Origin of the sequence: Paenibacillus sp. FSL M7-0420, from assembly GCF_038002345.1 — a bacterium.
GTDB lineage: Bacteria > Bacillota > Bacilli > Paenibacillales > Paenibacillaceae > Paenibacillus_AQ.
The window spans coordinates 6,650,125-6,663,177 of record NZ_JBBOCJ010000001.1 but is presented as its reverse complement, the minus strand read 5'-3'; the positions used below and the strand labels follow the sequence as shown (position 1 = coordinate 6,663,177).

The window sequence follows — 13,053 nt, the reverse complement described above, 5'->3', positions numbered from 1 at the left end:
AACTTTGTGATAAAAATTAGCACTTCACCTTATAGATATATTACCAGCCTAAACAATCCCAATTAGTAACCGATATATACTATATATAATCGAGATATAATCGAGGTTTTTTGGAGGTCGGATGTTTGATGAATGTACAGTTCTCTCTTTCTGCCAGTTCTATTACTAAAGGACAAAGTAAGTCGGAAGTATTGTTGGGTAATGGGGCGACTGCACAGTTTCCGGTGAACACTTCAAACGTTGAAGTCGTTCCAGCCAATAATATTAAGGATGCCAGGGATCTTAATATTAGAGAGAGGCAAGGAGTGAACGTCTCTGTGGCTGAAGAACAACTAATAAGAACTATTGAGAGAGCAGTTAAATCTCTACAGGGGCCTCAGACTACATTGGAAATCAGCATCCATGAGAAAACACATGATATTATGGTCAAGGTATTAAATAAGGATACTGGGGAGCTTATCCGTGAGGTGCCGCCAGAGAAGACACTTGATCTTGTAGCTAAAATGATGGAAATTGCAGGAATATTAGTTGATGAGAAAATTTAGAATCTGGAGGTGCTGTTTTGGTTACTAGAGTCAATGGATTCTCAGGTATGGATATCGATAGTATGGTCAAGAGTATGATGGCTGCGAAGCGTGTTCCTTACGATAAGCTTGTACAAGATAAGCAATTACTAGAGTGGAAAAGGGACAGTTATCGCGAAATCAACAGTAAACTTTATCAATTTAAAAGTGCCAAACTCACCGATAAATATGGATTTAATAGTGCATTAAATGCTAACAAGGCAGTTATTACCGGTAATACAACTGCACTCAAAGCAGAGGCAACTGCTGAGGCTAATGGAGCGGAAATGAAAGTTAGTATTGAAAGATTGGCTACTCGGGCAACTGTGGAAACGCTTGGTGTGGGATCAGGGAAAACAAGCAAAACAACGCTTGCAGAACTTTTTAATCCGGGGGTGACAACGCTTCCTCCCAATGACCAAGAAGTACTGCTTAGTAAAGAGTTTGCCATAACAATTAATGGTGAAAGTTTCAAGGATAATAGCGGTAAACCTCTATTTACTGGGAAAACTAGTATTGCCACTATGGTATCAACTATCAATGCCAATACAAAGGCTAATGCCATTGCAAGCTATGATGAAATTACTGGTAAACTATTTATTCGTTCTAAAACGAGCGGATCGGAAGGCAAGGTTGAGCTAGGCGCAATTTCAAGCGGGGAGAGTATCTTGGAACTTTTCAAAGGTGTGCCCGCTGAAAAAGCAATTATAGAAACAAATAGTGCGAAGGGTGCGGGTTTTACAGGTAGCACAACTCTTGCTAAATTGGCTGGAGCTATTGAGCCTTTTACGGGCACTGATTTAGATAAAGAATATAAATTGTCCTTTAAAGGTATTAATAGTGGTAATACAATTACGTTTAAGGGTTCTGATTCAATAGATAATATTATAAGTCAATTAGATGCAGTTGATGTTACAGCGACCTTTGACATGAGCAAAGGGAAGTTTTCTTTTGTATCTGGATCGGGTGGGAGTATTGAGCTTGGAACAGGAGAAAACACATTATTTAATATCTTTAATGGAGTGCAGACATATTCTTCTGGATTGAACTCACAAGTAACAATTAATGGAACCAAGTTAGAGAAAGATTCGAATAACTTTACAATTAACGGGGTTTCATTAACTTTATTGGAAACTTCCGCACCTGATAAATTAACGACTATTAATACTCAGACTGATTCATCTACAGCAATTGAAACCATTAAAGGGTTTATAGAAGATTATAATAGTATGATTGAACTTTTGAATAACAAAACAAGTGAAGTGAAATATCGTGATTTTGCTCCTTTAACTGAAGAGCAGAAAAAGGATATGAAAGAAGCGGATATAAAGACTTGGACAGAGAAAGCGCAAAGCGGACTTTTGAAAAATGATGACATTTTAAGATCTACGGTATCTTCAATGAGAATGCTCATAACCGGGAAATTAGGGGATCTCAGTTCCATTGGTATTACGACAGGGCAATATTATGAGAACGGTAAATTGTACCTGAATGAATCTAAATTGAAAACAGCTATCGCTGAGAATCCACAGAAGATCATTGACTTACTTCAAGGACCTACTAGTGATGCCGGAAGTGGACTGTTCGACAAACTGGTGAAAATATCAGAGACTGCACTGGAAAGATTCTCTGAGAAAGCGGGAACTGATAGATACTCTGCAAGTGTTACAGGAACCTACAAGGCTGAGAATGTAATTGGTAGAACTTTGAAAGGATATAATAGCCGTCTCGATACTATGCAAAAAAATCTAGTTACTGCCGAGAATCGTTACTATAAACAATTTACTGCTATGGAAACAGCTATGAGCAAGTTACAATCCCAATCCTCCAGTCTGCTATCCAGCTTAGGATTATCATCAAAATAGTATAAAGGGTGAGACTATTGCTTAATTCTCCTTATGATAAATACCGCCAGTCCTCTGTACAGACGTCTACACCTGCCCAATTAGTAATTATGCTGTATGATGGGGCAATTCGATTCATCCGGGCTGGACTTGATGGAATCAAGAAAAATGATTATGAGAAAACAAATACCAATCTCGGAAAAGCGCAGACGATTGTTAGTGAGTTGATGAGCACACTTGACCATACTTACGAGGTGTCTGGGGGACTCTATTCACTCTATGAATATACAAGTTTTCTGCTTATAGAGGCGAATATTCGCAAAGATGCTGAAAAGGCTGAGGAAGCAGTAGGGTATTTGACAGAACTACGGGAAACTTGGTTACAAGCTTCCAAAATAGTAGCAGGGCAGGGACAGACACCAATGTCACCCGAAGGCGCTCATGGATGAGTTAACTAATGAACTTGAAAGGTTAACGAAAAATCTTTTGGCTCATCTGTATGACGCTACCTACGAAGAACTCGAAGCCTTCGTAGAACAACGCCAGAAGCTTGTCGAAGCTATTGGGGACGAAGTCGAGAATTGTCAGATGACACCTGCACAAAAAGATGTATTGCGTCGAATCCTGGAACATGACCCGGCCATCATGGCACGCATGAATGCCCATCGCCTCGAAGCCAAAGACTGGCTTCAAAAACGCAACCAAGCCAAAATCCAACGCAACGCCTACGAAACGGCCTACACCCCGGACAGCTTCCTGATGGACCGCAAAAAATAAAGATAGAATAATAGATTTCCTCCTGTTTCAATAGGGGAGTGGACGGGTATTTACAAGCGTCTGCTCCTTTTTTTGTAACTTATATTACCGAATGTTATCCATATTTGATGTCAATTGTGCTCTGGTAAAATATTGAAAGTAATCATTTACTATTCCAATTGACAATAGAGAAGCTGCGGTGGTATAGTCGAATTGTGAGCAAGACTCACGTTCATCTGATGACGAAGGGAATGTTTAGTCAATGGAAGGTAAAGTTAAATGGTTTAACGCAGAAAAAGGTTATGGTTTTATCGAAACTTCCGATGGTGGCGACGTATTCGTACACTTCTCCGCGATTCAAACTGACGGTTTCAAGACTTTGGATGAAGGCCAATCCGTAGAGTTCGATATCGTTGAAGGCGCACGCGGACCACAAGCAGCTAACGTCATCAAATTATAATCATCCGGCGAAGCCGACCTACATATATGGTAGATGGTTAGCAATTGAGACAACGCTAGCGTTAGACCCTGGGGATCTCCCTTGGGTCTTTTTTATGTAGTGAATGAAGTTGCTTTTGTCTAAAGATGTGATTTTGTCTGTTGTGGATAAACTGTGTTTAAAGCTGAGGATAAGAGTTCGAGAGGTGTTCATTGTAAGGATGGGCTGTATGAAGCTGTTCTTACATTCTTCTTATAAATATTCTTAATTTCGAGTAAATGGCCTACATTTCGAGATGGAAAGAGTCCGAAATTGGACACTTTGTAAAAATTAGTTACAGAAAAATGTTACCATCCTCCAAATTATGGGTAATAGAGACCGTTGGGCTTTTTTTGTTGCCTAGTCTGCACTCTCATTATTGCTTAGGCGTATGCTTCCGAAAGATCTTTTGGTAAGAAGTCATGCAGTGAAGCCTATGCCCATCAAACTCACAGGAGGATGAACAAAAGAATGAAGAAATTGTGGCGTGGCCTTACGGCCGGAGTACTTGGTATTTCAATGCTGCTTGGATCACTGGGAAGTGTGTCCGCAGCGCCTGCACCTAAGGATATTCAAGGACACTGGGCGCAGAAGCAACTGCAGAGCTGGCTGGATAAAGGATACCTGGGTGGTTATCCTGACGGAACGGTTAAGCCGAATAAGGCAATTACCCGTGGTGAATATGTGGCACTGATAAATCGTCTGTTCGGGTTCACCGAAGCAGCTACTCTTAACTTCACGGATGTGAAGAAATCCAATTGGGTCTACAGTGAAGTGGCTAAAGCTGTGAAGGCCGGTTATATTGGCGGGTATGAGAATAATACCTTCCGGGCCAACAACCCGCTCACCCGGCAGGAAGCAGCAGTTATTGCTGCCAAGCTGCTTAAGCTGAGTACAAGCTCTACTCCGCTTAAGTTCAAGGATAATGCTCAGATCGCGGCATGGGCCAAGGTGGCCGTAGCCTCAGCGGCTGAGAAGAAGATCATTAACGGTTATCCTGACGGAACCTTCGGTCCGAAGAAATCCCTTACCCGTGCCGAAGCGGTGGGAATTATAAGCAACTCAGTTGTGCATAAGCCGGCTACAGGCGGAGTAACGCCTACACCAGCACCGACAGCAACACCGGCTCCTTCTGCAACACCTGTGCCAAGCACCAGCCCAACAGCTACTCCAGCTCCTGGCGGCGGTAGTGGTGGCGGCACTGGCGGCGGCGGTGGTGGTGGAGGCGGTAGCGTTACCTTGCCGTCTGTAAGCAACGTGACTTACGGCCATGTAGGTTCTGTTACCGCTGATGTATATGTTACGCCTTCTGTAACAGGAGCCGTGTATTATGTAGTTGCTCCATACAGCATGAACGTAACCGCACCAACTGCAGCACAAGTGAAAGACGGACTGATTAATGCTACAACAGCAGGCGTTCATTTCGGCCAAGTTGCGGCTACTGGCAGCACATCCGTTGCTTTCTCTGTGTATGGTCTGACAGCAAATACGGATTATACCGTATACGTTGCCCTGGCTGATGCTTCAGGTAATTGGTCCGGCGTAACACCGCTTCAATTGAAAACAGCAGCAGGCAGCAACTGGTCAGTTTCTCAAGTTGGAATCACGAACGTAACAACAGTATCTGCGGAAGTATACGCTGCTTACGGGCAGACGGGTACACCGGTAACTCCTCTGAAATATGTGGTGGTTAAGGCAACGGAAGCTGATCCAACTGCATTACAGATATCCCAAGGATTGAACAGTGCAGGTGCTCATTTAACAACACCTTGGGCTGGTACTCTTACAGGTAATCCAGTTGTGAAACACAGCATTAACCTGACTGGACTCACTGCCAATACAGCGTATAAAGTCTTCTTTATCACTGATTCTAATGGCACCTTGTCACCTGTAGAGATTCTGCGGATTCACACGAAATAAGTAATCTTGATGAATGCAATCATTCATAATCCAGGCTTCAGCGTGAAATAATACAGCAATCAGTATTCGGTCCGGCGAGGGCGGCTTTATGCTCGAGCCGGGCCGTTTGTTGTTACGGCAGGTCTGTTACATCTATTGTTAGGTGAATGTAAAGTCTGTCATGATTTGTTTTTTACTTAGCCCTGACAATTTGCTATAATGGAAAAGTAAACAAAGGAGGAGTGCCTTATGAAATTCAGCATTCGAGGTCAACAAATTGAAGTGACCGACGCTTTGAGAGACTATGTTGATAAGAAGCTCAGCAGACTTGAGAAGTATTTCGAAGCACCCCCTACCTCTGAAGGATATGTGACGCTTGGCGTCGTTCGCGGCCTTCATACGGTGGAAGTGACAATTCCTCTAGCTGGTGTGACGCTTCGTGCGGAAGACCGCAGCGATGATATGTATGCATCCATCGATGCCGTAGTGGACAAGCTGGAACGTCAGATCCGCAAGCACAAGACTAAGCTTAATCGCAAGTTCCGTCAGGAAGGCAGCCTGAAGACCTTGTTCGTTGAAGGTTCGGGTAGCGCCGTAGCTGTTGAAGAGCAGGAACAGGATTATGATGATCTTGAGGTTGTGCGGAACAAACGGTTCACCTTGAAGCCTATGGATGTGGAAGAAGCGATTCTGCAAATGAACATGATTGGACATACGTTCTTCGTGTTCTCCAACATTGACACTTCCGAAGTTAGCGTAGTATACAAACGCGATGACGGGAAGTACGGTCTGATCGAGCAGAACTAACCTCTGGACCGGGAATTGTTGGAATAAGCAAGGGCTTCGGTTCAGCCTAACGTGGACAATTAGACGAGTCCCTATTCGCCTGAAGCGAATAGGGCTCTTGTGCGTATATATAGAAGTTTCATTAAAATGCCATCATCTGTCCTCATCTGAGAGGATTATACAGAATAAGGTTAGGGCGGCTTGTATTGCGGCTTCTCTTACAAACTGTTACAATTTATGAAGCAGCGGAATCGAAATCATATATGGCCCTTTCAATCTATGAGGATGGGCTCGGTTCCACCATCTGTGTTGCATGAAAGGGGTTAACCATGCTAGGACTTGTTAAGAAAATATTTGGCGACACTAATGAACGGGATGTCAAACGTCTCATGAAGACGGTCGAAGTAATTAATGGGCTTGAGCCGGATTTCGTATCGCTTACGGATGAAGAGCTGCAGGCGAAGACAGCGGAATTCCGCGCCCGTGTTGAGAAAGGTGAGACCCTGGAAGAGATTCTTCCTGAGGCCTTTGCTACCGTACGCGAAGCTTCCAAACGGACGCTGGGCATGCGGCATTTTGACGTTCAGCTGGTTGGGGGTATGGCGCTGCATGAAGGCCGGATCTCCGAGATGAAGACCGGGGAAGGCAAGACTCTGGTTGGAACGCTGCCGGTGTATTTGAATGCACTGCTGGGTAAAGGCGTGCATGTCGTCACCGTAAATGATTATCTGGCTCAGCGCGACAGTGCGCAAATGGGACAAATCTATAACTTTCTGGGCATGAGCGTTGGGGTGAACCTGAACGGCATGGACCATAATGATAAACAAGCGGCATATGCCTGCGATATTACGTACGGAACCAACAATGAATTCGGGTTCGACTATCTGCGCGACAACATGGTGCTCTATAAGGAACAGATGGTACAGCGCCCGCTCTACTTCTGTATTATTGACGAAGTCGATTCCATCCTTATTGATGAAGCGCGTACCCCTCTGATCATCTCCGGCCAGGCTGAGAAATCGACAGAGCTGTATTATGCAGCAGACCGTTTCGTGAAGAAGCTGACTGCCGAAGAGGATTACACCGTGGATATCAAGGTGAAGTCTGTTGCGCTTACGGAGAAGGGCGTGGCTACGGCTGAGCGTGCTTTTGGGATCGAGAATCTGTATGACCATAGCCATGTTACCTTGAATCATCACATTGTACAGGCTCTGAAGGCGAACGCGATTATGCGCCGGGATGTCGATTATGTCGTTAACGAAGACGAGGTTATGATCGTCGATGAGTTCACAGGCCGTCTGATGCAGGGCCGCCGTTACAGTGACGGGCTGCACCAGGCGATTGAAGCCAAGGAAGAGATTGAAGTTCAGAATGAGAGCATGACGCTGGCTACGATCACCTTCCAGAACTACTTCCGCATGTACCGCAAGCTGGGCGGGATGACGGGTACAGCGAAGACGGAGGAAGAGGAGTTCAAGAAGATCTATGGTCTTGAGGTTCTTCAGGTTCCAACGAATAAGCCGAATCAACGGATCGACATGCCTGATGTGGTCTACAAAAGTGAAAACGGCAAGTTCAACGCTGTAGTCGCTGAAATTGTGGAACGCCACAAGAAGAATCAGCCGGTGCTGGTAGGTACGGTATCGATTGAGAACTCCGAACGCGTATCGGAAATGCTGAAACGTAAGGGTGTCAGACACCAGGTACTGAATGCGAAGCACCATGCGGCCGAAGCCGAAATTATCTCTTATGCCGGTCAGCCGGGAACCGTAACGATTGCCACGAACATGGCTGGACGCGGTACGGATATCGTGCTGGGCGAAGGGGTAACCGATGTTGGCGGTCTGCATATTATTGGTACAGAACGCCATGAATCGCGCCGGATTGATAACCAGCTTCGCGGCCGTGCCGGACGCCAGGGCGACCCGGGTTCGACACAGTTCTATCTGTCCCTCGGTGATGAGCTGATGAAGCGGTTCGGTGCGGACAACGTGCTGAACATGATGGATCGCCTTGGATTCGAGGAAGATCAGCCGATCGAGAGCCGTATGATTACCAAGGCTGTTGAATCTGCCCAGAAGCGGGTAGAAGGTAATAACTTTGACATCCGCAAAGTCGTATTGCAATACGATGACGTCATGAATCAGCAGCGTGAGATTATCTACAAGCAGCGCCGCGAAATTCTGGAGTCTGACAATATCAAAGACATCGTAGTGGAAATGATCAAGCCGGTCATCGACCGCATCGTGAATGCCCACTGCAGTGACGATATCCCGGAGAACTGGGAGCTGCAAGAGGTTGCAGATTATGTAAATAGCAAGCTTCTGGAAGAAAATGAGCTGACCCGCGATGATCTGTGGGGAAAAGAAGTGGATGAAATGTTCGAATTCATCTTCACCCGTGTACTTGAGAAGTATGCTGCACGTGAAGAGCGTCTTGGCTCCGAGCTGGTACGTGAATTCGAGAAGGTTATTGTGCTTCGCTCCGTAGACAGCAAGTGGATGGATCATATCGACGCCATGGATCAGCTTCGTCAGGGGATTCACCTCCGTGCTTACGGCGGTACCGATCCGCTGCGCGAATATCAATTCGAGGGCTTCGAGATGTTCAACGCTATGACCGCGAACATTCAGGAAGAAGTAGCGACCTATATTATGAAGGCGCACATCGAGACGAATCAGGAGCGGCAATCGGTAGTGGAGGAAGACAAGATCTCCACCAACGCAGAGCCTGCTGAGAAGCGTCCGGTGCATGTGGAATCCACTGTGGGCCGTAACGATCCTTGCCCATGCGGCAGCGGCAAGAAGTATAAGAACTGCCACGGCCAGGCGTAAGATAAACAGAATTACGGCCGGATCTGAGAGGTCAATTCACTCTCACTGGGCCCGGCGTAATCCAGGAGTCAAGGCCGGTTCTGGTAGTGCACGGTGAAATAATGAGCAGGCATGAAGCTGCGAATACCTTTCACCGACTGGCACTTCCTGTTTTGTGCACTTGCACTTAGGGTTATAATGACAATAAAAAGCGGCTGGGCCCGGGGGACTCCCCGTTTGCGGCCCGGCTGCTTTTTTGGATGTTTGCAGGAAGAGCGCCGCCGCTTCAAAGGAAGCGGATGGAATTGTTCTTTAGAACTGCAATTGAGGTGGAAGTGACGGAGGGGAAGTTTGGAACTGGAGGAGCGTCAGCGTCCGCCTTTAGGATTGAATTTCTACTGCGAAGAGCAGTTTAAATAAGGAAATTCAATCCTAACAGCGGCCGGAAGTCCAAACATTTCCCGCAGTTACGGCGTACACCGACAGGCATTTCTTAAGAGCGATGAAGCAGCGATCAGAAGCTGCGTCGCCTATCCGCCAAACCGGCAGCCCGGCGCAATATTTAATTATGAAAGGTGAAGTGATCCAAATGATCGATCCTAATGTGAAGCAGGACCTGCGTGAAATGGGCAAGAAATTAACCAACCTTAGGGGGTCACTTTGACTTAGACCTGAAGCTGGAGATGATAGCGAACTTCGAAGAGAAGATGGCGGCTCCCGGGTTCTGGGATGAGCCCGATCAGGCGCAGAGCGTGATTGGCGAGATGAATGCCGTGAAGTCGGTGGTGGACCAATTCGAGAAGCTCCAGCAGGATTATGACGATGCTGCCATGATGGCGGAGCTGGCCGATGAGGAAGGCGACGACGCACTGGCTGAAGAGACCGCCGGAACGATCCGCAGTATAAGTGCCCGAGTGGATGAGTTTGAGCTGCAGCTGCTGCTTAATCAGCCGTACGATAAACTGAACGCGATTCTGGAGCTGCATCCCGGTGCAGGCGGCACGGAGTCCCAGGACTGGGGCCAAATGCTGCTGCGCATGTACACACGCTGGGCGGAGAAGCGGGGCTTCAAGGTAGATGTGCTGGATTATCTGCCGGGCGATGAAGCAGGAATCAAGAGTGTAACTTTGTTAATTAAGGGTCACAATGTATATGGGTACCTCAAGGCAGAGAAGGGCGTGCACCGGCTGGTGCGCATTTCGCCTTTTGACTCCTCAGGCAGACGGCATACCTCCTTCGTATCCTGCGATGTGGTACCGGAGATTGCAGACGACGTCGAGGTGGATATCCGCACAGAGGATCTGAAGATTGATACGTACCGGGCCAGCGGCGCGGGCGGTCAGCACATCAATACTACGGACTCGGCGGTGCGGATTACGCATATACCAACCGGCGTGGTGGTCACCTGTCAGAATGAGCGTTCACAGATCAAGAACCGGGAGCAGGCGATGAAGATGCTGCGTTCCAAGCTCTACGAGCGCAAAATTCAGGAGCAGCAGGCACATCTGGACGAGATCCGCGGCGAACAATCCGATATTGCCTGGGGCAGCCAGATTCGTTCCTACGTATTCCATCCTTACAGCATGGTGAAGGATCACCGCACCTCTGTGGAGACAGGCAACGTTGGGGCGGTAATGGACGGGGATCTGGACGGCTTCATTGACGGGTATCTGCGGAGCCAGATCAAGACGGAAGCTGAATAAAAGTAATCCAATTCCTACGCGTCTTCGGAGGTGTAGGAATTTTTGTCTGAACATAAAGGAGTCCGGCCAACCATGCAAAAAATCAATTCACGCAACAAACCTCCGCTCATTCCCTTGAACGGGCCGCTGCGCCATACCGTGGATATTGCGCTAATTCTGATCGGCTCGCTGATTACGGGACTGGCGTTCAACCTGTTCTTCCTCCCGAACCGGATTGCATCCGGCGGGGTGTCGGGGCTGTCGGTATTGGCCGAGGCCTGGTTTGGGGCAGAGCCTGCTTTTACCCAGTGGGCGCTGAATATTCCACTCTTCATTCTCGGCGTGATCTTCCTCGGCAAACAGTATGGCATCCGCTCTCTGCTGGGCAGCTTTGTGCTGCCGCTGTTTATCTTCCTGACGAAGGACGGGCCGGTACCGACCACGAATCCGCTCCTGGCCTCTATCTATGGAGGAATTGGTGTGGGTCTCGGCCTGGGCCTCGTCTTCCGGGGGCGCGGCTCAACAGGCGGACTGACGATTGCGGCTCAGATTATTCAAAAGCTTACCGGCTTCAGCTTCTCGCTGTCCGTCGTGCTGCTGGATGGTACGGTGATTACCTTGGCGGCTTTTGTACTGGGGATGGAGCAGGCGATGTATGCACTGATCGGGCTGTTCGTCACGGGCAGGGTGATCAACGCGCTGGAGGTGGGCTTCAGCACCACGAAGGTGGCGTATATCATCTCGGATCACACCGAGGACATCTCGCAGGCGATTCTGAATGATCTGGACCGCGGGCTGACCAAACTGAATGCGCAAGGCGGCTATACCGGGGACAATCGTACGGTGTTGATGGTTGTGGTAGGCCAGAATGAAATTACGAGGCTGAAGGCGATCGTCCGCTCGGTGGACCCGGCTGCATTTGTAATTATTACCGAGGCCCATGAAGTGCTGGGTGAAGGGTTTAAAAGAGAAGCGTAGACTCCCTTAAGGGGCTCTGCGCTTCTTTTTCTATCATGGAGCAAATAGAATGACCCTGCCGTTCCTTCTTGTGTGCCAGCTGAATAAACTTAACGCAACATGTTGTATTTATATTAATTCGGTCGTATAATAATACATATTTGCAGGACGGTTATGCATGAGCGATAATGATAGAAATGAGAAACGGGAAGCGGGGATGACTGTGACAGGCAAGCTGAGAGCGGCAATTGTCGGATCAACGGGATATGGGGGCGTGGAGCTGATCAGGCTGCTGCAGGGCCACCCTGATATAGAGATTACTTCAGTGATTTCCTCTTCGAGTGCGGGGGCGCCGATTGAGGAGGGTTTTCCGCATCTCACGGGAGTGGTGCAGCGCAAGCTGGACGGTGTAGATGCAGCAGAGATTGCAAGCAGAGCAGATGTTGTATTTACTGCTACCCCGTCGGGAGTGAGCGCGAAGCTGGTGCCCGGGCTGCTTGAGGCGGGACTCAAGGTCGTGGATCTGTCCGGGGACTTCCGGCTGAAGGATGGCGCAGAGTATGAGCAGTGGTATAAGCACCCGGCACCTCCGGAGGCTTACCTGGAGCAGGCGGTATACGGGCTATGTGAGGTGTACGGCGAACGTGCGGCTGGAGTGGACTTCATCTCGAATCCGGGATGTTACCCGACAGCGACGCTGCTGGGGCTGATTCCGGCGCTTGCGGCAGGCTGGATCAAGCCGGACAGCATCATTATTGATGCGAAATCCGGGGTGTCCGGGGCAGGGCGGGGAACGAGCCTGATGGTGCATTTTGCCGAGATCAATGAGAACTTCAAAGCCTACAAAATCAACAAGCATCAGCACATCCCTGAAATTGAACAGGTGCTGACCGATATTGCCGGGGAGAAAGTTACAGTAACCTTCACTACCCATCTGGTGCCGATGACCCGGGGGATTATGACTACGATGTATGCCGGACTGATTGGTGAACATAGTGAGCAGGAACTCGTAGATTTATATCGTAACTATTATGCAGGCAGGCCGTATGTGCGGGTGCGTGAGCCCGGCGTGGTTCCGGCGACGAAGGAAGTCAGCGGATCGAATTACTGCGATATCGGCTTCGCCACAGATGCACGCACGGGACGGGTTACCATTGTGTCGGTCATCGACAATATCGTTAAGGGCGCCGCAGGGCAAGCGATTCAGAACCTCAATTTGATGATGGGATGGGAGGAAACCCGCGGGCTGGGTTACACACCAGTGTATCCATAAGC

Annotated in this window: 12 protein-coding genes; all 12 read left to right on the top strand. The window is 48.2% G+C overall.

All coding sequences use genetic code 11. The annotated features are described in order from the left end of the window. The first annotated feature begins 128 nt into the window (after window positions 1-128). The 12 genes from MKX51_RS28610 (at window position 129) to argC (ending at window position 13,051) form a co-directional block, all read left to right on the top strand. Window positions 129-545, top strand: coding sequence for a flagellar protein FlaG (locus tag MKX51_RS28610; RefSeq protein ID WP_340995742.1), 417 nt, complete (start codon window positions 129-131; stop codon window positions 543-545). A gap of 17 nt (window positions 546-562) precedes the next feature. Beyond that, window positions 563-2,428 carry a flagellar filament capping protein FliD gene (fliD, locus tag MKX51_RS28605; RefSeq protein WP_340994705.1) on the top strand — a complete coding sequence of 622 codons (1,866 nt, stop codon included), beginning with the start codon at window positions 563-565 and terminating at the stop codon, window positions 2,426-2,428. A 17-nt stretch (window positions 2,429-2,445) separates the two neighbouring features. Next, window positions 2,446-2,856, top strand: a complete 411-nt coding sequence (gene fliS, locus MKX51_RS28600; RefSeq protein ID WP_209989373.1) for a flagellar export chaperone FliS — start codon at window positions 2,446-2,448, stop codon at window positions 2,854-2,856. Next, window positions 2,849-3,184 (top strand): flagellar protein FliT, encoded by a 336-nt coding sequence (locus MKX51_RS28595; protein WP_340994704.1) that lies wholly within the window; start codon window positions 2,849-2,851, stop codon window positions 3,182-3,184. The genes fliS and MKX51_RS28595 overlap by 8 nt, the downstream gene beginning before the upstream one ends. 241 nt (window positions 3,185-3,425) lie before the next feature. Then, a complete protein-coding gene (locus MKX51_RS28590) occupies window positions 3,426-3,623 on the top strand; it encodes a cold shock domain-containing protein (protein WP_036721237.1) in 198 nt (65 codons plus the stop codon). A 489-nt stretch (window positions 3,624-4,112) separates the two neighbouring features. Further along, on the top strand, window positions 4,113-5,561 hold the full coding sequence (locus MKX51_RS28585) for an S-layer homology domain-containing protein (protein ID WP_340994703.1): 1,449 nt from the start codon (window positions 4,113-4,115) through the stop codon (window positions 5,559-5,561). 228 nt (window positions 5,562-5,789) lie between these two features. Next, a complete protein-coding gene (hpf, locus tag MKX51_RS28580) occupies window positions 5,790-6,347 on the top strand; it encodes a ribosome hibernation-promoting factor, HPF/YfiA family (protein WP_036721235.1) in 558 nt (185 codons plus the stop codon). A gap of 308 nt (window positions 6,348-6,655) precedes the next feature. Beyond that, a complete protein-coding gene (gene secA / locus MKX51_RS28575; RefSeq protein ID WP_340994702.1) occupies window positions 6,656-9,160 on the top strand; it encodes a preprotein translocase subunit SecA in 2,505 nt (834 codons plus the stop codon). Window positions 9,161-9,641: 481 nt separating this feature from the next. After that, window positions 9,642-9,803: a hypothetical protein gene (locus MKX51_RS28570; RefSeq protein WP_340995774.1), complete on the top strand. Its 162-nt coding sequence runs from the start codon at window positions 9,642-9,644 to the stop codon at window positions 9,801-9,803. Next, window positions 9,729-10,842, top strand: a protein-coding gene (gene prfB / locus MKX51_RS28565) for a peptide chain release factor 2 (RefSeq protein WP_340994701.1) whose coding sequence is annotated in 2 segments (ribosomal slippage) — window positions 9,729-9,800 and window positions 9,802-10,842 — 1,113 coding nt in all. Because the reading frame shifts where the segments join, the coding sequence is not laid out codon by codon here. Before MKX51_RS28570 ends, prfB begins: the two co-directional genes overlap by 75 nt. A 72-nt stretch (window positions 10,843-10,914) precedes the next feature. Then, window positions 10,915-11,799, top strand: coding sequence for a YitT family protein (locus MKX51_RS28560; protein WP_339251791.1), 885 nt, complete (start codon window positions 10,915-10,917; stop codon window positions 11,797-11,799). A gap of 196 nt (window positions 11,800-11,995) precedes the next feature. Beyond that, window positions 11,996-13,051, top strand: a complete 1,056-nt coding sequence (gene argC, locus MKX51_RS28555) for an N-acetyl-gamma-glutamyl-phosphate reductase (RefSeq protein WP_445322086.1) — start codon at window positions 11,996-11,998, stop codon at window positions 13,049-13,051. The last annotated feature ends 2 nt before the right edge of the window (window positions 13,052-13,053 follow it).